Below are 22,157 nucleotides of genomic sequence, written 5' to 3'. Positions count from 1 at the left end.
AGAAAGCAAACCGAAGATTATCGAATTTGGAAGTTGTTTTTACTAAGATGGAAAATAAAAAAAGTATTCTATTTAAAATTAGTCTAAATTAATATATTTGCAGTGGTAATATTAAAAATGTCTAATAATACCTAGCATAACTAATCAATGAATATCTTTTTTAATCATAACAATGAGTCTAATACAATTGATAAACGCCTTGAAAACAATTATGGGGTTCTATCTAAAGAATTAATATTTCGTTCTGATTTTGCTGAAGGAACCATATTATCAGTTTCTTACACATCCTGGATATTACATAAAATATCGATAAATAGCTCAAACTATGACTCTATAAAATTTGATGTAAAAAAAAGCAAATTTGTTTTCATAAATCTTCATCAGAAAAATACACTCGTTATAAAAACTAATACATTTTCTTCTAAGTTAGATGCATACGGAAAAGGAATTTTTACCGATGATTTAGAGGACACACTTATTACACCTATAAAAAACGAGCAACAATTTGTTGTACTAGAACTAAAAGAGAAATATTTTGACCAAGTGTTTTTTCATCCTTCGTTAAGACAAAACCTATTTACTTTGTTTCACGAAAAGAGCTTCTTTAATTTTCAATTTTCTGAAAATCCTTATACTATTTTAGAGCCTATTTTTCATCCATCAAAAAGAGGTTTATGCCAATTGATGTTTTTAAATTCTAAAATCTTTGAATTGCTTTCTGAAGCAACCAATCAACTTGAAATCGACACAAATTCATATTATATTCACCCGTATCAAAAACAGTTAGATCAGGTAAAAAACATCATAGATTCAGAACTTCAAATACAATATTCCATTAAAGAATTAGCGAAAATAGTTGGACTCAACACTTCGTATCTAAAAAAATATTTTAAAGAAGTTTTTGATCTTACGATTTTTGAATACGCATCAAATAAAAGAATTCAATACGCAAAAGAATTATTAACAACCCAAAATACGTCTATCGGTAATATTGCATCAGAAATTGGATATCAGCATTCGGCACACTTTTCGTACGCATTTAAGAAACAAACAGGTATGACACCGAATCAATACAGAAAACAAAAAACAACAAGTACTATTCTTCCGTAGTACCCCATGCTGTTTTTTGAGGTTTTCTAGAACCTTCGTACATATCATATCGAACGAATCGACAATCCAAATCTCCATTTTTTAAAGGAATTCGTTTCGAGGTTCTTAATCCAACATGTTTCAAAGCTTGCAAATCAGAAGTAATGAACCAAGCAGTAGAGCCTGGATAACCAAATTTTAAGGTATCTCCAATATTTTTATAAAACCCTTCTAAATCAGCCAATTCCAAACGTTCACCATAAGGTGGATTAAACATAATTGTCGTTTTACCGAAAACTTCTTTTTTTGAGTTGAAGAAATTTACATGATGTACTGCGGCAAAATCAGAAAGATTTGCATTATCTATATTTTCATTCGCTTTCTTCACAGCAGAAGGAGCTTTATCGAATCCCATTATTTTATAATGTGGACTGCTAATCTTCTTCAGTAAAGAGTCCTGTATAATAAAATATAGATCTTCATCATAATCCAACCAATTTTCAAAAGCAAAATGTTTTCTATTGATGTTCGCCGGAATCCTACAGGCAATCATCGTAGCTTCGATCAAAATTGTTCCTGATCCGCACATCGGATCTATAAAGTTTTCTTCTCCAGTATACCCTGACAACAACACTAAACCAGCAGCTAAGACCTCATTAATTGGTGCGATATTCGTAGAACTTCTATACCCTCTTTTATGTAAAGAATCACCAGAGCTATCTAAAGAAACCGTACACAAATCATCTTTTATATGTACATGAATTTTTAGGTTCGGATACTTTAAATCGACATTAGGTCGTTTGCTGTATTTATGACGATAGTAATCTGCGACAGCATCTTTCGATTTTAACGATATATAATGAGAATTGGTGGTGAAATTTCTAGAATTCACAACCGCTCCAATAGCAAAAGTACCATCAACATCTAAGTACTTTTCCCACTCAATTTTTTGAAGGCTTTTGTACAAATCATCTTCATTTCTCACTCGAAACTTTCGAATAGGCTTTAGAATTCGTATGGCGGTTCTCAATGCGATATTGGCTTTGTACATAAAACCTTTATCACCTCTAAAACTAACGCTTCTATTGGCTATTTCTACATCTTGAGCTCCAAGGTCTTTCAATTCTTTTGCCAATACTTCTTCTAAACCGAACATGGTTGTAGCAACCATTCTAAAATTATTCTCCATCGTGTACTATTGAATTGCAAAAGTAAGGAAATAAAAAAGTTTCCAACGTGTAAACCCACAATGCTTTTACCTACAAATGAATTATATGAGCAAAAAAAATCTCTAATGGAAACATTAGAGATTTTAAATTTGTTTTGAAGTAAAATTACACTTCGCTTTCTGGCGCCAATTCTATTTCTAAACCATCCATTTCTGGAGTAATATGTAATTGACAACCCAAACGGCTATTGTCTTCAACGTAAAAAGCCTGATCTAACATATCTTCTTCAGCATCTCCCATCTCTGGCAATTCGTGATCAGATTTCACATAGCACTGACAAGAAGCACACATTGCCATACCACCACAAGTACCTTCTACTGGTAACTCATAAGCTTTACACAATTCCATGATATTCATACCCATATCTGTTGGGGCAACTAACTCATGTACAACTCCTTCTCTATCTGTAATTTTTACTTTAATATCTGACATTTTCTTAGTCTATTGTTTTAACAACTGCTTTTTTAGCTTCTTTCTTTTCTCCATCAAAACCTGTAACTCCATTTACCGTAGTATATTTCATCACATAACGTTTTCCTGGATTGATGATGTTGTAAGCAAACTGAACTGCAATCGTAGCTTCATGGAAACCACTCAAAATCAATTTCAATTTACCAGGATATGTATTTACATCTCCAATCGCAAAGATACCAGGAATGTTCGTTCCATAATCCAATGCGTTATTTACAACAATTGCATTCTTTTCAATTTCTAATCCCCAGTCTGCGATTGGCCCTAATTTTGGAGACAATCCAAATAATGGTACAAAATGATCACATTCTTTAACAATATCACCTTCTGTCTTGTGCTTGATCAATACAGACTCTACTTTACCGTCACCATGTATTTCTTTCACCTCAGCATCTGTAATCAAATTGATTTTTCCTGCTTTTGATAATTCAGCCACTTTTTCAACTGAATCTAATGCTCCACGGAAATCTTTTCTTCTATGAACTAAAGAAACCTCATCAGCAACATCTGCTAAAAAGATAGACCAGTCCAAAGCTGAATCTCCACCTCCAGAAATAACTACCTTTTTACCTCTATAAAACTCAGGGTCTTTGATAATATACTCAACACCCTTATCTTCAAAATCAACAATTTCTTTGATAGGAGGTTTACGAGGCTCAAAAGATCCCAATCCACCAGCGATAAATACAGCAGGTGCATTGTGTTTTGTTCCTTTATTTGTCGTTACAACGAAAGTTCCGTCTTCTAATTTTTCAATGGTATCTGCTCTTTCTCCTAATGTATATGTAGGTTCGAAAGGTGCAATTTGATCTGCTAAATTTTTAATTAAATCACCTGCTAAGATTTCTGGATATGCCGGAATATCGTAGATAGGTTTTTTAGGATAAATTTCAGAACACTGACCTCCTGGCTCAGCCAAAGCGTCAATTAAGTGACAACGTAATTTTAATAATCCCGCTTCAAATACGGCAAACATTCCTACTGGTCCGGCTCCAATTATTAATATATCTGTTTTGATCATCTTGGTACTATTTTTATTTTTAGTTTTGCAAAAGTCGTAATAAAATACTATTTCGCCTTATATTAATTTAATTATTTCTTTTTTGCTACCAATCCTTTGGTGAATTCGTTCAAAGCTTCTACTTTTTCTTCAAAATCTCCTTTGATAGTTTTTCTATATTCATTCAAATTTTCTGCCAATTCATTGATATCAGCTGGAATCACCTCTTCAAAAAATTGTCGCAATCTCTTTGCCATTGTCGGTGATTTACCATTGGTAGAAATTGCTATTTTTACATTCCCTTTGGTTACAATACCTCCCATATAAAAATCACAAAACGGAGGATTATCAGCCAAATTCACAAGAATATTTCTTTCTTTACAGTCAGCATGTACTTGCTTATTTACCACTTCTAAATCTGTCGTTGCGATAACGATGTGCTTGTTTTCTAAAAAGCTTACATCATAAGGCTGTACAAACATTTCAACACCATGCTTGTTCGCTAAAGCAATTGTTTCTTCACGAAACATTGGTGATACCATTTGCACTTTAGCATCTGGACTCGACTTTAAAAGAAATGTCAACTTTTCTAACGCCACATTACCTCCTCCAACAATTAATGTATTGAGCTCAGTAACTTTCAAAAAAACAGGGTATAATTGATTCTGCATTATAATGATTTTCCTTTTTGCGTTAATAACTGCGTGTACAAGGTTTCGCTTTCTTTCACTGTTTCTCCAATAACTATAATTGAAGGATTTGTCAACCCCTTATTGTTTACGATATTTAATATTGTTTCTATAGTTCCAACAGCCAAACGCTCTTGAGCTTTTGTTCCGTTTTCAATGATAGCAACTGGAATGGTATTCTTTCCTTTCGCTTTGAACATATTTACAATATTTTCTAGCTTGCTCATTCCCATCAATACTACAATGGTAGTATTAGAATTCGCTGCCGCTTCAATATCTTCACTCAACTTTAAATCAGAGCGTGTTCCCGTAATCACACGAAAACTCTCATTTACCCCTCTTTGTGTTAAAGAAATTCCAAAACTAGCTGGAGCTGCAATTGCAGATGTTACACCTGATACTATATCAATTTCAATTCCTTTTTGAATTACAAATTTTAATTCCTCAGATCCACGTCCAAAAATAAAAGGATCTCCTCCTTTCAATCTTACAACATGTTTTCCTTGCAATGCATGTTCAACTATCAGTTCTTGAATCTTTTCTTGAATAAACTTATGCATCCCTTTTCGTTTTCCAACAAAAATTTTCTCTGCATTTCCAGCATAATCTAACAACTCTTCATTAGCCAAAGCATCGTATAAAACCACATCTGCTTCACGCAAAGCTCTTACTCCTTTCAAAGTAATCAACTCTGGATCACCAGGTCCTGCTCCTACTAATGTTAATTTGGGTTGTTTGTTCATTCTTGATTCTTTAAAAATTAGGAGCTGCAAAAATAACAACTCCTAATTCAAAAATACTATTAAGCCTCAACTAATTCTTTCTCTCTGTATTGATCTACTAATGTGTAGAACTTTTCTGCATCTGCTAAATATTTCGCAGCAAATTCTTGAGAAGGCTCATTTTTATTTATTTGATAGATAAACGACTCAAAGTCTGTATCTAACTGAATTTTTCCTGTAGCAACAAATACTTCGTTGAAATCAGTAATAATTTTATTGTGTGTATTTGTTTTCTTTCCTTCTGCAGTTAATAAAGCTTTCGCAGTATTTACAATTGAACTATAAGAATAATAAATAGCATCTGATAACTTCCCTTCTGCTAATGTTTCTTTAGCATTGTTGATTTTCTCTTTACTATCGAATAACAAAGTAGCGATCAAATCAATTACTACACCAGCACATTCCCCGATTCCAACGGCTTTCTCATATTTCTCTTCGTTACCCCAGTCAATAAAATCTGATTCTTCTAAATTAGAAACGTCAGATAATGGTTTTAAGAAATCATAAAAATACTTTTCTCCTTGTTTTAGATAATAGTTGATAAAGTCTTTTCCATCAGCATTCGCAATAAAATCATTTAAGATTAAACGCAATGATTCTGGACCTCTCTTAGAAGGTATTTTAATTACTTTATCAGAAATACGACCTTTTCCATCTTTCAAAATTCCTCCACCTAATAAAATTTGTAAAGCAGGAGCAACTAATTTTCCTGACTTCACAGACATTCCTTGGTACCCGATGTTTGCCATATTGTGTTGACCACAAGCATTCATACAACCAGAAATTTTGATCATTAAATCTTTATCATCTGCAAATTGTGGGTATTCTGCTCTTAATACTTTTCCAAGTTCATCAGCAATACCTGTTGAAGAAGCAATACCTAAGTTACATGTATCCGTTCCTGGACAAGCTGTAACATCTTGGATTGATTCGTATCCTAAATCTACCATTCCTAATTTCCCTAATTCTTGGAAAAAGAAAGGTAATAAATCCTCTCGTACGTGACGAATTAATATATTTTGACGCAATGAGAAACGCAATTCGTCTCCTGCATAATTCTTAATCAAATCAGCTAAAATTCTAGCTTCTTTCGTATAAAAATCTCCAATATTTACTTTTACTCCAATTGCAAATAATCCTTCTTGTTTTTGCTCAATTACGTTAGAAGCTTTCCATGCATCAAATGCTGCTTGGTCCACGGTCACTTCTGGAGCTACAATTCCTGAAACATCTGGCGTATCGAATCCTTCTGCAGAAATTTCTACCGTTTGATTTGACAATGCTTTTGTCTCCAAAGCAACAATTTCATTGAATTTTTCTAACCCAACATCTTTGATGAAGAATTTCAAACGAGCTTTTGCTCTTTTAGAACGCTCTCCATATCTATCAAAAACACGTAAAATAGATTCCATGTAAGGAATAATTTTATTTGTTTCTAAGAAATCGAAAGCCACATCAGCAAAACGAGGTTGAGAACCTAATCCTCCACCCAACATTACTTTAAATCCTCTTACTTCTTCTCCATTGACAACCTTCGTTTTTGCAATAAATCCTATATCATGCATAAAACTCAAAGCCGTATCATCATCAGTTCCAGAGAAAGAAACTTTGAATTTACGTCCTAATTCTTGACAAATAGGATTTCTTAAAAAGAATTGGAATACAGCATGTGCATACGGAGAAACATCAAAAGGTTCATTCTTGTCAATTCCTGCAGTTTCAGAAGCAGTAACGTTTCTTACCGCGTTACCACAAGCTTCACGTAAAGTAATATCACTCTTTTCTAATTCAGCCCATAACTCTGGAGTTCTATCCAAACTTACGTAGTGAATTTGAATATCTTGACGTGTTGTAATATGCAAACGCCCTCTCGAATACTCATCAGACACGTCAGAAATTCGGTGTAATTGATCACTCGTAACTTTACCATAAGGCAATTTGATACGTATCATTTGAACACCAAACTGACGTTGCCCGTATACTCCACGAGCCAAACGTAAGCTTCTAAATTTTTCTTCATCAATTCTTCCTTCATGAAACAATTGAATTTTGTCTGCCAAATCGATGATATCTTTTTCAACGATAGGATTTTCTATTTCTGATCTAAAACTCTGCATCTCGTATACTATTTATTGGATAAAACCTACTCCTGAGGTATTGTTAGTTTGTGCATCGATTAAAATAAATGAACCGTTTGCTTTATTATCTGCATAAGCATCATAAAATAATGGCTTAGCCAATTTTATAGATACCTCTCCTATTTCATTAATTGCTAATTGAGAAGCTGAATCATCTTTTCCTGTAAAATCAGTTTTAATTACAGATTTCACATCTCCTATTTTTGCAATTACTCTATTTGCTCCGTGTTGTATTAAATACTTCGTACCTGGCACCAAGTTTTTAGCATCCATCCAACAAACTTTTGCTTCAATTTGTTTTGCTTCCTTTGGCAACTCAGAAGATTTCACTAATAAATCTCCTCGAGAAATATTGATATCATTTTCTAAAGTGATATTTACAGAAGAACCTCTTTCTGCTTTATCAAAAGTCTTGTCGAAATGATAAATTTCTTTAATTTTAGAAGATGTTTTCGACGGCAATACTGTTACCTCGTCACCTACACTTAAAGAACCCCCGTACAATTTACCAGCATACCCTCTAAAATCGTGGAATTCTTCCGTTTTAGGACGAATTACTGTTTGAATAGGCAAACGTGCTTGTGATACCTCATATACATCTTGAGCATCTAAACCTTCAAGGTGCTCTAGCATCGTCTCACCATCATACCATGGTGTTTGATCTGATTTATACACTACATTGTCTCCTTTTAAAGCACTCACCGGAATAAATGTAATGTTCTGTCCTTTGTAATCTGCTTTTTCAGCCAATGAAGAAATCTCTGCTTTGATCGCATTGAATTTCTCTTCTGAAAAGTCTACCAAGTCCATTTTGTTTACTGCAACAACGATATCTTTAACTTTCAATAAGTTATTGATAAAGAAATGACGGTATGTTTGTTCAATTGCTCCTTTACGCGCATCAACTAAAATAATTGCAGCTTGCGATGTAGACGCCCCCGTTACCATGTTTCTTGTATACTCAACATGTCCTGGAGTATCTGCTATGATATAACTCTTTTTCGCTGTTGAAAAATAAATATGTGCTACATCAATTGTAATTCCTTGTTCTCTCTCAGCAACCAATCCATCAGTAGCCAAAGAAAAATCTAAATAATCAAATCCTTTTTGTTTACTACTGCGCTCAATTGCTTCTAATTTATCATCAGTCAATGATTTCGTATCATATAAAATACGACCGATAAGGGTACTTTTCCCATCATCTACACTTCCTGCTGTTGCTATTTTTAAAACTTCCATTTTAATTTCGTATCTAATAGTTGGTATCTAGTAGCTAGACCATTTCCTAAAATTTTTAATTTATTTATTCACTGAATCGCTCTTACATTAAAATCTAAATTCTAGATACTAATGTCTTATTGTCGATTTTAGAAATATCCTTGTTGTTTACGTTTTTCCATGGCTGCTTCAGAACGCTTATCATCAATACGCGCACCTCTTTCAGAAATAGAAGAATCTCTAATTTCTTCAACCACCTTTTTAATATCTACTGCATCAGACAAAACAGCTGCAGTACAACTCATATCTCCAACAGTTCTAAAACGAACCATTCTTTCTACAACTTCTTCATCCTCTTCTCTGTAAACCACTTCATCATCAGCAGTCCAGATCATTCCGTCTCTCACAAAAGTTTTACGTTTATGAGCAAAGTAGATAGAAGGAATTTCAATATCTTCCTTTTCTATATAAGACCAAACATCTAATTCCGTCCAGTTAGAAATTGGAAAAACACGTACGTTTTGTCCTAAATCAATTTTCCCGTTTAAAATATCAAACAACTCTGGTCTTTGGTTTCTTTCGTCCCATCCACCAAAATCATCTCTTACAGAAAAAATACGTTCTTTGGCTCTTGCTTTCTCTTCATCTCTACGCGCACCACCAATAGCAGCATCAAATCCGAACTCTTCTAAGGCATCTAACAATGTTTCTGTTTGCAACATATTTCTACTTGCATACTTCCCTGATTCTTCTTGAACTTTACCTGAATCAATATTATCTTGCACATTGCGCACAATAAGCTCTACCCCTAAATCTTTACATAATTTATCACGAAACTCAATAGTTTCTTTGAAATTATGCCCTGTGTCAACGTGCAAGAATGGAAATGGTATTTTGGCTGGGTAGAAAGCTTTTTGAGCTAGCCTTACCAATGTTATAGAATCTTTACCTCCAGAAAACAACAACACAGGTTTTTCAAACTGTGCAGCCACCTCTCTCATGATATAGATAGCTTCGTTTTCTAAAGCGTTAGAATTTAATATAGTACTCATTATATTGTAATATTTATTTCGTGAATTATTTATTAAGAATTAAGCGTGCAAGCCACATTCTCTATTTCCTAATACTTTAGTTGGATCAAAGTATTTGTGCTCGTTTGGAATACCATTTTCTTCATTATAAGCATCCAACTGCTCATCAGACCAATCGTAAAAAGGACTTACCTTCAAAACTCCATCTGCTCCTTGAGAGACAATATCTATACTATCTCTAAATGCTGTTTGTCCTTTTCTTAAATTTGTAAACCACAAATCTGGTTGATGTTCAGACATCGCTCTTTTAAACGGCTCTAACTTTACTTGCTCTGTAAATACTTTATGCATTGGATCTTCTATTTGTGGAATTCCCATCACTACATCTCTATGAGACGAAGTTTGTTGTGGAACATACAAATGAATGTTCAAATTTAATTTTTCTTTTAACTCTTCTGCATGACGGTACGTATTCGGTGTATTATACCCCGTATCACACCAAACCACTTTTAAATCCTTTTTTTGACTTGTTGTCAAATGTAAAATAGACCCTTCGTAAGGACGAAAATTTGTTGTGATTAAAGGATTTTTCGCTGTTTCTAAAGCCCATGCTACGATTTCTTGTGGCGTTTTTCCTTTCAAAGAATCGTTAATTTCTTGAAGCGCTGCTTCTGAATAAAGTGTACTCATTATCTTCCCCATTTAATTGTATTCCACACTCTTTCGTGAAAAAAGTATAAAATCATTTTTGTTACAAAATCAACACCTGCAATTGCTGATGCAGTTCCAACTTCACCTGTAATAAACAAAGAAACTATAAGTGTATCAACAGTACCAACAACTCTCCAACTAATAGCCTTTAACAAACTACGTATGGGCTTATCAGAAACTACAGCTTGCTGGTAGCTTTGATTTTCTTTGTCGTTTTGTAACCTATCTAGTATCATTAATTTTTAATTTCTTTAGTTTTAAAACATATTACCCTATCGGATTAGTAGATTATGACGCAAAAATAAGAAGAACATTACAAACCCACAAGGTTTTTTATCGTAAAAAACAAGTATTTTTTTCAGAAACTACGGGAGCTCCCATTTACCCTACCTAAACAGTAGGATAAAAAAAACAAAATTATAGTAAAGGATTAAATTATCGTCTTTAGATAAAATTATTTGGTTAAATCTGCGAGTGTGGTATTTCTAAACACTTGAAGCGTGCTGTCTCTTACCTGAATCATTAATTTATGCACACTGCAAGCATTTTCATCAGGACAATCATCACACTTTTCATAAAAGTTAAGACTTACACAAGGCACCATAGCAATTGGACCTTCTAAAGATCGAATCACTTCTGTCATCAAAATCTCTTGTGGTTCTTTTAACAAGTAATAGCCTCCTCCTTTGCCTTTTTTCGAGCCAAGCAAACTTGCTTTTCTCAATGTCAACAAAATACTTTCTAAAAATTTATGAGATATATTTTCACTTTTTGCAATTTCCGAAATCTGAACAGGACAATTCTCTTCTCTGTTCGCCAAGAAAGTCAAGGCTTTTAATCCGTATTTGGTCTTTTTTGAAAGCATATGCGAAGATAAAAATTTTATTCTACCTACCCTATAAACTTAATAGATTATGTTATTTTCTTAAACAACTTTAAAAAATCATTTTTATAAGCTCTACCTAATGGGATTGTTTTATTTTCTTCTAAATAAATTTTATTTCCTGATACTTTTACAATTTTTGAAATATTCACCATATACGACTTATGTATTCGCATGAATTTTTTTTCATCTAAAACCCCTTGCCAATATTTTAAAGACTCTGAAGAAAGCACTTTTTTATCTTTAAAATACAACTCCGTATAATCTGAATCGGTTAGAATGTAAAAAATCTCGTCAAAACGAACTCTAACAAAATCATAACCTACCTTTACAAAAATTTCGTCTAACACCTCAGTCTCTTGGCTAACAACAGGCGAAGCCCCCCCTAGATTCGGTTGTTTCTTATTTGCCTTTGATACTGCTTTTACAAAACGCTGAAACGAAAATGGCTTTAATAAATAATCAACCACATTGTACTCGTAACTCTCAATAGCATAATCCTGAAAGGCAGTTGTGATAATCACGCTTGGAGAACTTGTAAGGCTTTTTAAAAAATCCATCCCTGAAATTTTTGGTAAATGGATGTCTAAAAAAACAACATCTACCTTACCTGAATTAATTACCTCTAATGACTCCATCGCATCTGCATAACAACCAATCAAATTCATAGACCCAATATCAGAAATATATTTTTCTAATACCCTTTGAGCTGGTAACTGATCTTCAATGATAATACAATTCATATTTTTAATTAATCTTTCAATTCTACCATTAAATCTACCGAATAATAATTATTATCTACGCTAATTTCGAGATTGTGACGCTCTGGATAAACCAACTCCAATCGTTTTCTTACATTCAACAATCCTATTCCACTTCCCAAGCTATCGGTATTACTAATTTCTAAAAATGTGTTTTTACACTTGAAATTAAGCACTCCTTTTTCATCAATTTTCAAATCTATGTCAATTTCGATAGCATTGGTTTGACTTGACGAACTATGCTTAAATGCATTTTCAACAAATACTGTTAATATCAAAGGAGCAATATCGAACGACGGTCCGAGATTTTCTATCTGTAAATTAACTTCTCCCCTGCCCTCTATTTGAAGTTTGCTTAGATTTATATAATGCTCTAAGTGATTGATTTCTTTTTCTAAAGGAACGTAACGCTCTTTACATTCATACAACATGTATCGTAAAACAGATGAAAGTTCTAAAATTATCTCAGGTGTTTTAGGCGACTCCATCACTGCATAAGAATACAAATTATTTATGTTATTAAACAAAAAGTGTGGATTTATTTGGGATTTTAAGTACAACAATTCACTTTCTTTTACCGAGTTTTTTAACTCTAGAACTTCCCTTTGTTTTACCAAAGCATCCCAAGCAAACTTAAAACCAACTAAAATTGATATTGTAGGCAGAACACCTAATAATGTATAAAAAATCTTAGAGAACTTTTGCCCTCTAGTTTCTGGATAAAAAACCTGTTCTAAAAAAAACTCTTCAACTACAATTACCATTCCCAATATAACGACAATAGAAACTACCAATTCCCAATACCGATTCTGGTACAGAAACTTAGGTAACAATACATAATTAATGACAAATGCAGCAATGACTAGGTTCAAGAAAAAATAAAATTGTTTAAAATCAACACCTTCAATTCTCTTATCATAGGCAAAAAACACAAAGACCATCAAATGGAGTAACAATTGAAAAATCAACTCGTTTACTTTGGATTGTGTGAAATATTTCTTCATTTTCATACTTTAAAATTAATCAAAATATAACACAAACTTGTACACCTATTGCTAATCACCTAAACTCTTCCCGTAAACAACTCATATAAGGTGTTAAACGACATACTGCAGTTCGCCAGGTAGTTTATGTCGTTCGCCAAGAAAAAATTTCATATCATATAGAATCTTATTTTCTTTGTTTCAAACAAGTTTACCGATATAGATATTCACCTCACACAATACGTTAAAAAATGATATACACACCTAATAAGATATACGTAAACTTAGTATTCTTTTTGACCGTTTGTTTGTCTTACGCGCAACAAAACTCAATCGAACTACTTGGAACAGTTGTGGAAAAGGATACTGAGATGCCCATACCTTACGCTAGTATAGTTCTGTATGATTCTGACACAGCACAAAAAGCGGGGACCACTACTAACATCGATGGTTTATTTAGTTTGACTACCACAAGTAAAAACTTTAAACTTGAAATTAGTGTTATGGGGTACGAAACCAAAACAATTTCAAAATTCGAAAACACTAATAATCGCATAGATTTAGGAACGATTCAAATAGCTCCAGAAAACAAAAAGCTCGACGAAGTTGTGGTTCGAGCAGAAGTCTCAAAAACGGTTTTTAAACTGGACAAAAGAGTTTTTAATGTCGGTAAAGATATTAGTAGTTCTGGTGCAAGCGCACTTGAAGCACTTAACAACGTGCCTTCTGTAAATGTAAATATCGAAGGAGAAATTAGCCTTCGTGGTAGCACTAGCGTTCAGATTTTAGTAAACGGGAAACCATCTGTACTTGCAGATCAATCAAGTAACGCACTTGGAACCATTTCTGCTGATATGATCGAGAGTATTGAAGTAATTACGAATCCCTCTGCTAAATATGAAGCTTCTGGAACCTCTGGGATTTTAAATATCATCTTAAAAAAGGAACAAAAAGAAGGATGGAATGGTTCTATTTCTGCAAACACAGGAACGCCTGACAACCACAGTTTAGGTGCGAGTTTGAACCGACGAACTGAAAACTTTAATCTTTTTACGCAACTTGGTGCCGGCTATCGCTCTTTACCTCAATACAAAAGCGGAACCAATAAAAACCTCATCAGTGGAGAAACCCTATACAACGAAGGTACCGAATATCGAAATGAAACCTTTTTTAATGTAACCCTCGGTACAGATTACCATATCGATGAACGAAATGTTCTGACTCTTTCGGGAAGTTTTGCTTACGAAATAGAAGATCAACCATCAGAAACGACCTACGCTGGATATGACGCCAATGACAATCTTATTTCTAATTGGGTAAGAACAGAAACAACAGAAGCAACAAATCCAAAATTTCAATACGAATTGAATTATAAAAAAGAGTATAAAAACAACGAAGAGCATTCATTAATCGTTAGTGCGTTAGGAAGATATTTTGCGAAAGATTTGTCTTCTGAGTTTTTAGATACTACTATTTCTGGATCAGAAAATAACGAAAAACAACAGGTTGATACAGATTACAAATATTCTGATTACACATTCAAAGCTGATTACATCAATCCTATCAATGATATCTTTACGCTAGAAACAGGAACGCAATATGTTGTTAATAGTGTTATAAACGATTATGAAGTAAGAGAATGGATTGAACATGAATATATCGTAAATGATTCTTTATCTAATAATTTTGAATACAGTCAAAACGTACTAGGTGTATATGGAACATTCGCCTACGAAAAAGATAAATGGGGAGTCAAAGCAGGACTGAGAGTTGAAAACACAGATTTAAAAACCCTATTAACAGATACAGACGAATCAAACAAGCAGAACTATACGAATCTATTTCCTACCCTTCATACTTCGTATAAAATAGCAAGTGATTTTTCTATTCAGGCAGGATACTCCAAAAGAATTTTCAGACCTCGCTTAAGAAATCTGAATCCATTTGTGAGCATTCGAGATAACGTTAATGTAAGAACTGGTAATCCTGAATTGCAACCAGAATTCACAAACTCGTACGAATTAACCAGTATTTTTAGTTTAGGAAAAGCATCTCTAAATTCAAGTTTATACTACAGATACACAACAGATGTAGTAGAAACCGTTTACACTTTTGTCGACAATATAACAATCGCTACCCCTCAAAACATCGGTACAAAAAACTCCATAGGATTTGAAACAAATGGAAAATACAACGCGAATAATTGGCTTACATTTAATGGTGATTTCAATTATAATTATTTTGAAAGAAATGGATCCTATGAAGAACAGTCTTTCGACTTCGTCGGACGACAATGGTCTGCAAGACTCGGAACAAAAATCCGTTTCCCAAAAGATATTGATCTTGAATTAACCGGTAATTATAGATCTGACTACAAAACACTTCAAGGAACAAATGCTGCATATGCATTTATGGATGCGGGACTTCGCAAAAAAATCCTCAAAGGAAAAGCCATTGTTACTATTGGAATTAGAGATGTTTTTAATTCTAGAATTTATGAGCAATTCGTAACTCAACCAACTTTTGAACGATACAGCAACAGGAGTCGCGGCAGATTCTTTACTCTTGGAATCAGCTATGGATTTGGTAAAGGGGAAGCAATGACCTATTCAGGTGGTAGAAGGAGGTAGATTTTTTGATGGAACAATCTTTAAATAGAGAACTTGGTTATTCTTTTAAAACAAAAAAACCAACACAAAAGTGTTGGTTTTAGCATCTACCTAATTATCTATAATAAGATACATTAATCTTATGTATCAATCCATCATACAAATTAGATTTAGGCTCTTCATGAGCTTCAAAATTTTTAGATTTCTCTAAATTTTCATTCACAAACTCTATAGCTTTATTGTATTCAATAATCAAATCATCACTCATTTCCAAATGAGATACATTTTTCAATTTTATACGAAGCTCATTCCATTGCATCCAATGCATATGGCAATTAGCATACTCTAAAAGCTTATTTTTTATTTCTTCATCTTTAAAATGAGTTGCATAACTCGCCAATTTCGTATCCAAAAATCGATTCTTAAACACATCTGGATCTGATCCCATTAATTTATAAATCTTTCTAACTTCTTCATGAAACTCTTTATAATTCGAAATTTTATCATGAGAATAGTTTGGAATATCAAATACACTAAAATACTCCAGATGACCATGCGCCAATATTTCTTTTCCTATATCTGAAATAGACTCTTCATCACCTTCACAATAATACAATATAGTCTCGCTTGCATCAAATTGAGAATAAACAGAAGCATCAAAAGATAATTTTGCTATAAAACTACCTCTAACACCATAAGAATTATCTTTTACATAAAACAAACCATATCTCTTAATAAAAGCATCCAAATCTTTTTCTGCCAATGAAATAGCTTCTTCTGTCAAATCTGGATGGCCTGAGATTTGTTGTCTCCCTGGTGCCCCTGTTGAAAACCTAGAAAGGTAATATACAGCGTGTGGATTTGTTGAATGAAATATACTCTTTAGTTTTTCCTCATAACGTCCATCTGTCTCAACATCGATTCTTCTTCCTTGCTTAGGATAAAACGAATAGGATTCACCTCTAATATTCGGGATATTATCAGCTGAATAATTCCCACTAATACCACCATTAGAAACATCACTATCACCTAAAAATGATTCATAATCATCCTTAATCGCAATATCTAATGCTTTATTATTAATTACATCATACCCAAAACCAACATCTTGAAATTTTCCGTTTATAAATGGTCTTTCTGAAATATCCGGTACAAATTCAGTGTTTAATGGTTCAAATACAAACGCTTCTTTTATTTCAACGTTTTTAATTGTCTCTTCAGGTTTTACATTGGTCTCAACAAGTAAAGCATCTTCATTACAAGAATAAAAATTTACAAAAAACACAAGAATTAAAGGCCTTAGCCATGTTACATTTTTCTTTTTCATATTTAATTTATTTAATTTAATTGGCATATAGCAACCACCAATACTTATACTCTATAAAACATCATGCCAAACTCTATTGGCAATCATAAAAACATCCAGGTAATTTTCCTAATAACATAGTGCGAAAATAATTATTCCAAAAAAAAGCACAATCCTTATTAATAGGGGTATTTAATCTCACACATCCCCCAACGCAAACAAAAAAAACCAACACAAAGTGTGTTGGTTTTTTGCTATAAATTCATTTGACAAGTACCCTTCGACAAGCTCAGGGTACATGATACTATTTTATATCTTTTCTAATGCTTGTTGTATATCGGCAATAATATCATCAATATGTTCTAGACCTAAAGAACAACGGACTGTACCATCTAAAATACCGACTGCCTCTTTATCTTCTTTCGCTAACTTCGCATGTGTTGTGGATGCTGGGTGCGTTACGATCGTTCTAGTATCTCCTAAGTTAGCAGACAACGAACACATTTCGATACTATCAAAGAAAGTTTTCCCTCCTTGAACACCATTTTCCACTTCAAAAGCAACAATTGTACCTCCTAGTTTCATTTGTTTGATTGCTACTTCGTATTGAGGGTGCGATTTTAAAAACGGATACTTCACCCATTTCACCTTAGGATGCCCTTCTAAAAACTCAGCCAATTTTAAAGCATTATCACATTGTTTATCACAGCGCACAGATAAGGTCTCCAAACTTTTTGACAACACCCATGCATTAAAAGGAGATAAAGACGGTCCTGTTAAACGCGAAAACAAATAAATTTCACGAATCAATTCTTTAGACCCGACAGTAATCCCTCCTAAAACTCTTCCTTGTCCGTCGATTAATTTTGTCGCTGAATGAATTACCAAATCCGCTCCAAACTTTATAGGCTGTTGTAAATAAGGTGTTGCAAAACAGTTATCAATAATCAGCAAAACATTATGTTTTTTCGCTATGCGACTCAACACTTCTAAATCCAACACATCAACTCCAGGGTTTGTAGGAGTTTCTGCATAAATAAACTTGGTATTTGGTTGAATCAAACTTTCTACTTTCTCAACTTCTGATACGCCAAAATACGAGGTTTCAATCCCCCATTTTGGAAAATATTTTGTAAACAATCCATGCGTAGCACCAAAGACAGATCGTGCAGAAACGATATGATCACCTGAACTCAACAATGCAGCGAATGTAGAATAAATAGCTGCCATTCCAGAAGCAAAGGCAAAACCATCTTCGGCACCTTCCATTTTACAAATTTTCTCTATAAATTCTGAGGTATTTGGATTGCTATATCTACTGTATAAATCACGCTCTTTTTCTTCAGCAAAAGAAGCACGCATCTCTTCCGCATCATCAAATACAAAACCAGAAGTTAAATACAACGGTGTTGAATGTTCTTTGAATTGGGTTCTCTCTGATTGCGTTCTGACCGCTTCTGTTTCAAAATGTTTTTTACTCATCATCTTAGGTTGATTCTCTCAACTACTTTTACTATTATTTTTATTCACTCTACAAAGTGATTTTCTTTTTGGACTGTCTCTATAATAAAAACTTACATGCCTCCTTCTGAAAGACGCAATATATCACCAAAAACTCCTCTTGCCGTAACATGTGCCCCTGCACCTGCTCCTTGAATTACAATCGGACGTTCACCGTACGATTCTGTATAAATTTCAAAAATAGAATCTGCTCCTTTCACTTGTCCAAGGGCAGACTCACTAGAAACTGAAATTAATTTCACTTCTAGTACACCTTTATCTTGAGACAAATCTCCATGCAAATCACCAATATAGCGTAACACGTGTTCTGGTTCTTGGTTTTCTTTTATTTCTTTGTAAACCGGATCAAATTGATTCAAATTATTTAAGAAAGAGTTTGTATCACCAGCTCTCAATTTTTCGGGAATCAAATTATGAATTTTTACATCAGAAAACTCATTTTTTAAATCCAATTCTCGCGCTAAAATTAACAATTTTCTACCTACGTCGTTTCCATTCAAATCTTCTCTCGGGTCAGGTTCTGTAAAACCTTGATCTATTGCTCCTTGTAATACAGCACTAAAATCATCTGAATTTGCAGAGAAATTATTGAACAGGTAACTCAAGGTACCCGAAAACACTCCTTTAATCCTCGTAATATTTTCACCTGAATGATGCAACATTCGAATCGTATCTATCAACGGCAAACCTGCACCTACATTAGTTTCGTATAAATATGTTTTTTTATTTTTCTTTAATTCTTCCCTTAATTCTTCATAAAAATCATACGAAATCGTATTACCTATTTTATTCGAAGACACCAAGTTAAATCCTTTATTTACAAGCGGAATATAATTTCCTACAAATTGTGCATTTGCTGTATTATCTATGGCTATCAAATTTTCCAAATGATACTCATTGGCGAAAGCTGCAACCTCATCAACTGATTTAGCTATTCCAGTAGTTTTTAATTCTTCTCTCCAGTTCCCGTTAATCCCTTTCGCGTTTAACACAACAGCTTTAGAATTAGCAACCGCAAATATATTTAAATCTACTCCTTTTCTTTTTAGAATTTTTGCTTTGCTTTCTAAAATTTGATCGACAAGCGTACCTCCTACCAAACCAACACCAAATACTGCGATATTGATCTTCTTCGCTACTCCAAATATCTCACCGTGAATTACATTCACAGCTTTGTTTAAATCTTTATTTTTTACTACCAAACACACATTTCTACCAGCTACGGTATTGTTCATCAATATTGGCTCAATACTATTTTTTATCAACGCACCATACGAACTATTGAAAGATGCCAAAGTTTTACCTAAAGTAGAAATAATTGCTACGTCTTTCTCAACTCCAATTTTAGTAACATCTTTACTTAAAAAATCTAAGTTAAACTCGTTAGCTAGCGCTTCTCGAGCTTTACGAGCTTGAGCTGCATCAACAACGAAACTAATTCCTCTTTCAGAAGAACCCTGAGAAATAATATTTACGCTGATATTGTCTTTCTGTAAGGCTGTAAAAACACGAGCATCGACACCCACTTTTCCTAACAATCCTTTTCCTTCAAGATTGATCAATGCCATATTCTCTAATACAGAAATTGCTTTGATTCCATCCTTCGATGTATGGTCTTTTGTAATTAAGGTACCTTTATTTTCTGGGTCAAAGGTATTCAGTATACGTAGTGGAATTCCTTTTTCAGTTAAAGGAATCATTGCTTTAGCATTTAAAATATAAGCTCCAAAATTTGCTAATTCATTTGCTTCTTTAAACGATAAATTTTCAATTTTTTGAGCATTCGGTACTAAATCTGGATTTGCAGTATAGATTCCATCTACATGTGTATAGTTTTGCAATTCTTCGGCTCCTAAATAATTCGCCAACAACGCAGCGGAATAACTACTCCCATTTCTTCCTAAAGTAGTTGTTTCGTTTTCAGAGTTAGAAGCAATAAAACCAGTCACCACTTGTACAACGTCTTCATTGCAGTTTTTAAAATACTCAACTACATTATACTTCGAAACATCTTCTAAAAGTTCGGCATCTCCAAAAGTAGCATCTGTTTTTAACAAACTTCTAGAATCAACAGCTTTCGCTTTTATCCCTTTTTCTTGTAACAATGCAACTACCAATTTTACAGATAATAATTCTCCATATGCCAATACCAAATCTTTGATCTTTGGGCTGTAGTCACCCAGTAAATTAACTCCTTCAAATATTTTTTCTAAAAAAGTAAATTCTTCCGTAAAATCAATCTTTTCACTTGGTGCTTGTTGGTAAACTTTAAATGACTCAAACGCTTCCTTATAATTCGTGTTTTTTTTCGCCTTTTCAAGTATCTTCTCTAAATCATTTGTAGTTGAACCACGTGCAGACAAAACCAAAACTATTTTTTCCTTTTTCTGAATTTTAGAAATAACAATCTCTAAAACACTTTTCAAACTTAGTTCGTTTGCCAATGATTTACCACCGAATTTAATTACTTTCATCTCTTTAAATTGTTCATCATTATTTAATGATGTATTTTATTATTCGTTCTAAAAAATATCTTTTAACAACTCTTTTAACTGTCCATCCTCAACCAAAAAACCATCGTGACCATGAATAGAACTAATTTCTTTGTACGTACTATCTATCCCTAGTTGATCCAAAATATTTTTAGTTTCAATATTTTCCTCTGGCACAAAAAAGAAATCAGAATCGATCCCTATCTGTGTGATTTTTGCTTTGATTTTAGGTGCTACCTCTTTAAAAGTTCCTCTATCTCTAACAATATCAAGTGTGGACAATAAGTGATTTACCATTTTATAAGATTGCAGATGAAACCTATTTTCTAATTGAAAACCATGGTGCAACAACCAACTTTCAACATTTGGTATTCCTAAATTTTCATTTACTGTTCTATTAAACTTCTCTTTAAAAGAGCCCGCTGTTCTATAGAATAGCATCGCCATCATTCGTGCATCATGTACCGGTTTTTTTGAATTGAGTAAAATCTGCTCTTGCACTTTATTGTGTGCTAAAATCCAGTCTGATGCTTTCCAATCCGATGCTACCGCTATCAAATTATCTGCTAAATCGGGAAATAACACTGCCATTTCCCATGATATTCCGCCACCTAAAGAACCACCAATCACTGCATGTAATTTTTGAACCCCAAAATCTAACAAAGCTGTACCAAATAATTTTGCAACATCTCTAGCTGTAAAATCTTTGTAATTCGAAATTAAATTGTCTGGTTTTTTATCAAACCCATTCCCAGGTATATTAAAAGCAACTATTGTATACTTCTGTGTATCAATTAAATTCCCATCAGAAATGATTCCGCGCCACCAACCAGCATGTGGACTTGCAACATCTGAGTTACCTGTCAAAGCATGATTTACTAGCACAACAGGAGCCGTATGTAATTCTTGACCAAAAACTTCGTATGAAATTTCTAATTCGTCGTAAACTACACCCGTTTCCGTGGTGAAATCTTCAATAGAATGATATTTTAAACTACTATTCAAAGTATATATTTTTATAATTAATCATCTCACAACGCTTTATTTGCATGTGTTTATTGATGTGTTAAAAAAAATGAGAGGACTTTGATTCGTCTAAGGTTATCTATCCTAACATATTTGTTAAGGTAGAATTTAGCACCTTCTTTAAAGATTAAAGGGTTGCTAAGGCTTCTCCGGGTCTAATCCCTCTGCCTTTCTTGATAACATTTCAATAAAAGTATGAACTATGCTGCAAAAATATG

19 protein-coding genes and 1 riboswitch are annotated in these 22,157 nt (G+C 33.5%); of the genes, 2 read left to right on the top strand and 17 right to left on the bottom strand.

Annotated elements, in window-relative coordinates; genetic code table 11:
• The first annotated feature begins 147 nt into the window (after positions 1–147).
• Positions 148–1,110 (top strand): helix-turn-helix domain-containing protein, encoded by a 963-nt coding sequence (locus tag F6P99_RS04995; RefSeq protein WP_152286367.1) that lies wholly within the window; start codon positions 148–150, stop codon positions 1,108–1,110.
• Here F6P99_RS04995 and F6P99_RS04990 read toward each other — a convergent pair.
• From F6P99_RS04990 to F6P99_RS04930, 13 genes are all read right to left on the bottom strand, one after another.
• The gene (locus F6P99_RS04990) at positions 1,097–2,278 is read right to left on the bottom strand and encodes a THUMP domain-containing class I SAM-dependent RNA methyltransferase (protein ID WP_152286366.1); all 1,182 of its coding nucleotides are present in this window, start codon (positions 2,276–2,278) and stop codon (positions 1,097–1,099) included. The two genes, F6P99_RS04995 and F6P99_RS04990, sit on opposite strands and share 14 nt — an antisense overlap.
• A gap of 145 nt (positions 2,279–2,423) precedes the next feature.
• Positions 2,424–2,750, bottom strand: coding sequence for a 2Fe-2S iron-sulfur cluster-binding protein (locus F6P99_RS04985; RefSeq protein WP_152286365.1), 327 nt, complete (start codon positions 2,748–2,750; stop codon positions 2,424–2,426).
• A 4-nt stretch (positions 2,751–2,754) separates the two neighbouring features.
• Positions 2,755–3,810: an NAD(P)/FAD-dependent oxidoreductase gene (locus tag F6P99_RS04980; RefSeq protein WP_152286364.1), complete on the bottom strand. Its 1,056-nt coding sequence runs from the start codon at positions 3,808–3,810 to the stop codon at positions 2,755–2,757.
• A gap of 71 nt (positions 3,811–3,881) precedes the next feature.
• Positions 3,882–4,463 (bottom strand): precorrin-2 dehydrogenase/sirohydrochlorin ferrochelatase family protein, encoded by a 582-nt coding sequence (locus tag F6P99_RS04975; protein ID WP_152286363.1) that lies wholly within the window; start codon positions 4,461–4,463, stop codon positions 3,882–3,884.
• Complete coding sequence (gene cobA / locus F6P99_RS04970; RefSeq protein WP_152286362.1) at positions 4,460–5,221, bottom strand: uroporphyrinogen-III C-methyltransferase; 762 nt, start codon at positions 5,219–5,221, stop codon at positions 4,460–4,462. Before cobA ends, F6P99_RS04975 begins: the two co-directional genes overlap by 4 nt.
• Positions 5,222–5,280: 59 nt before the next feature.
• Positions 5,281–7,377: a HEPN domain-containing protein gene (locus F6P99_RS04965; RefSeq protein WP_152286361.1), complete on the bottom strand. Its 2,097-nt coding sequence runs from the start codon at positions 7,375–7,377 to the stop codon at positions 5,281–5,283.
• A 12-nt stretch (positions 7,378–7,389) separates the two neighbouring features.
• Positions 7,390–8,637, bottom strand: coding sequence for a sulfate adenylyltransferase subunit 1 (locus F6P99_RS04960; protein WP_152286360.1), 1,248 nt, complete (start codon positions 8,635–8,637; stop codon positions 7,390–7,392).
• Between the two features lie 128 nt (positions 8,638–8,765).
• On the bottom strand, positions 8,766–9,668 hold the full coding sequence (gene cysD / locus F6P99_RS04955; RefSeq protein WP_152286359.1) for a sulfate adenylyltransferase subunit CysD: 903 nt from the start codon (positions 9,666–9,668) through the stop codon (positions 8,766–8,768).
• Between the two features lie 39 nt (positions 9,669–9,707).
• Positions 9,708–10,337 (bottom strand): phosphoadenosine phosphosulfate reductase domain-containing protein, encoded by a 630-nt coding sequence (locus tag F6P99_RS04950; protein WP_226913023.1) that lies wholly within the window; start codon positions 10,335–10,337, stop codon positions 9,708–9,710.
• Positions 10,337–10,594 carry a DUF2061 domain-containing protein gene (locus F6P99_RS04945; RefSeq protein WP_152286357.1) on the bottom strand — a complete coding sequence of 86 codons (258 nt, stop codon included), beginning with the start codon at positions 10,592–10,594 and terminating at the stop codon, positions 10,337–10,339. Before F6P99_RS04945 ends, F6P99_RS04950 begins: the two co-directional genes overlap by 1 nt.
• Before the next feature lie 218 nt (positions 10,595–10,812).
• Positions 10,813–11,223: an RrF2 family transcriptional regulator gene (locus F6P99_RS04940; protein ID WP_152286356.1), complete on the bottom strand. Its 411-nt coding sequence runs from the start codon at positions 11,221–11,223 to the stop codon at positions 10,813–10,815.
• 47 nt (positions 11,224–11,270) lie between these two features.
• The gene (locus F6P99_RS04935) at positions 11,271–11,984 is read right to left on the bottom strand and encodes a LytR/AlgR family response regulator transcription factor (protein WP_152286355.1); all 714 of its coding nucleotides are present in this window, start codon (positions 11,982–11,984) and stop codon (positions 11,271–11,273) included.
• A gap of 8 nt (positions 11,985–11,992) precedes the next feature.
• On the bottom strand, positions 11,993–13,006 hold the full coding sequence (locus F6P99_RS04930) for a sensor histidine kinase (RefSeq protein WP_152286354.1): 1,014 nt from the start codon (positions 13,004–13,006) through the stop codon (positions 11,993–11,995).
• A gap of 230 nt (positions 13,007–13,236) precedes the next feature.
• Between F6P99_RS04930 and F6P99_RS04925 the strand changes: the two genes are divergently transcribed.
• Entirely contained in the window at positions 13,237–15,615 is a 2,379-nt protein-coding gene (locus F6P99_RS04925) for an outer membrane beta-barrel family protein (RefSeq protein WP_152286353.1), read from the top strand.
• 94 nt (positions 15,616–15,709) lie between these two features.
• Here the strand turns inward: F6P99_RS04925 and F6P99_RS04920 are convergent, their stop codons facing one another.
• The 4 genes from F6P99_RS04920 to F6P99_RS04905 form a co-directional block, all read right to left on the bottom strand.
• The gene (locus F6P99_RS04920) at positions 15,710–16,921 is read right to left on the bottom strand and encodes a hypothetical protein (protein ID WP_152286352.1); all 1,212 of its coding nucleotides are present in this window, start codon (positions 16,919–16,921) and stop codon (positions 15,710–15,712) included.
• 288 nt (positions 16,922–17,209) lie between these two features.
• Positions 17,210–18,385 (bottom strand): trans-sulfuration enzyme family protein, encoded by a 1,176-nt coding sequence (locus F6P99_RS04915; RefSeq protein ID WP_152286351.1) that lies wholly within the window; start codon positions 18,383–18,385, stop codon positions 17,210–17,212.
• 89 nt (positions 18,386–18,474) lie between these two features.
• A complete protein-coding gene (thrA, locus tag F6P99_RS04910) occupies positions 18,475–20,895 on the bottom strand; it encodes a bifunctional aspartate kinase/homoserine dehydrogenase I (protein WP_152286350.1) in 2,421 nt (806 codons plus the stop codon).
• A 48-nt stretch (positions 20,896–20,943) separates the two neighbouring features.
• Complete coding sequence (locus F6P99_RS04905) at positions 20,944–21,918, bottom strand: alpha/beta fold hydrolase (RefSeq protein ID WP_152286349.1); 975 nt, start codon at positions 21,916–21,918, stop codon at positions 20,944–20,946.
• Between the two features lie 93 nt (positions 21,919–22,011).
• Positions 22,012–22,122, bottom strand: a riboswitch (SAM riboswitch).
• Between the last annotated feature and the right edge of the window lie 35 nt (positions 22,123–22,157).

Origin of the sequence: Flavicella marina (assembly GCF_009193215.1) — a bacterium.
GTDB lineage: Bacteria > Bacteroidota > Bacteroidia > Flavobacteriales > Flavobacteriaceae > Flavicella > Flavicella marina.
This window is presented reverse-complemented; position numbering and strand designations above follow the sequence as displayed.

Excerpts from the sequence above, each read along its gene's own strand:
- F6P99_RS04950 (WP_226913023.1), bottom strand. The coding sequence starts at position 10,337 with ATGAGTACACTTTATTCAGAAGCAGCGCTTCAAGAAATTAACGATTCT.
- F6P99_RS04930 (WP_152286354.1), bottom strand. The coding sequence starts at position 13,006 with ATGAAGAAATATTTCACACAATCCAAAGTAAACGAGTTGATTTTTCAA.
- cysD (WP_152286359.1), bottom strand. The coding sequence starts at position 9,668 with ATGAGTACTATATTAAATTCTAACGCTTTAGAAAACGAAGCTATCTAT.
- F6P99_RS04980 (WP_152286364.1), bottom strand. The coding sequence starts at position 3,810 with ATGATCAAAACAGATATATTAATAATTGGAGCCGGACCAGTAGGAATG.
- F6P99_RS04935 (WP_152286355.1), bottom strand. The coding sequence starts at position 11,984 with ATGAATTGTATTATCATTGAAGATCAGTTACCAGCTCAAAGGGTATTA.
- cobA (WP_152286362.1), bottom strand. The coding sequence starts at position 5,221 with ATGAACAAACAACCCAAATTAACATTAGTAGGAGCAGGACCTGGTGAT.
- thrA (WP_152286350.1), bottom strand. The coding sequence starts at position 20,895 with ATGAAAGTAATTAAATTCGGTGGTAAATCATTGGCAAACGAACTAAGT.
- F6P99_RS04985 (WP_152286365.1), bottom strand. The coding sequence starts at position 2,750 with ATGTCAGATATTAAAGTAAAAATTACAGATAGAGAAGGAGTTGTACAT.
- F6P99_RS04945 (WP_152286357.1), bottom strand. The coding sequence starts at position 10,594 with ATGATACTAGATAGGTTACAAAACGACAAAGAAAATCAAAGCTACCAG.
- F6P99_RS04965 (WP_152286361.1), bottom strand. The coding sequence starts at position 7,377 with ATGCAGAGTTTTAGATCAGAAATAGAAAATCCTATCGTTGAAAAAGAT.
- F6P99_RS04915 (WP_152286351.1), bottom strand. The coding sequence starts at position 18,385 with ATGATGAGTAAAAAACATTTTGAAACAGAAGCGGTCAGAACGCAATCA.
- F6P99_RS04990 (WP_152286366.1), bottom strand. The coding sequence starts at position 2,278 with ATGGAGAATAATTTTAGAATGGTTGCTACAACCATGTTCGGTTTAGAA.
- F6P99_RS04925 (WP_152286353.1), top strand. The coding sequence starts at position 13,237 with ATGATATACACACCTAATAAGATATACGTAAACTTAGTATTCTTTTTG.
- F6P99_RS04940 (WP_152286356.1), bottom strand. The coding sequence starts at position 11,223 with ATGCTTTCAAAAAAGACCAAATACGGATTAAAAGCCTTGACTTTCTTG.
- F6P99_RS04920 (WP_152286352.1), bottom strand. The coding sequence starts at position 16,921 with ATGAAAAAGAAAAATGTAACATGGCTAAGGCCTTTAATTCTTGTGTTT.
- F6P99_RS04960 (WP_152286360.1), bottom strand. The coding sequence starts at position 8,637 with ATGGAAGTTTTAAAAATAGCAACAGCAGGAAGTGTAGATGATGGGAAA.
- F6P99_RS04995 (WP_152286367.1), top strand. The coding sequence starts at position 148 with ATGAATATCTTTTTTAATCATAACAATGAGTCTAATACAATTGATAAA.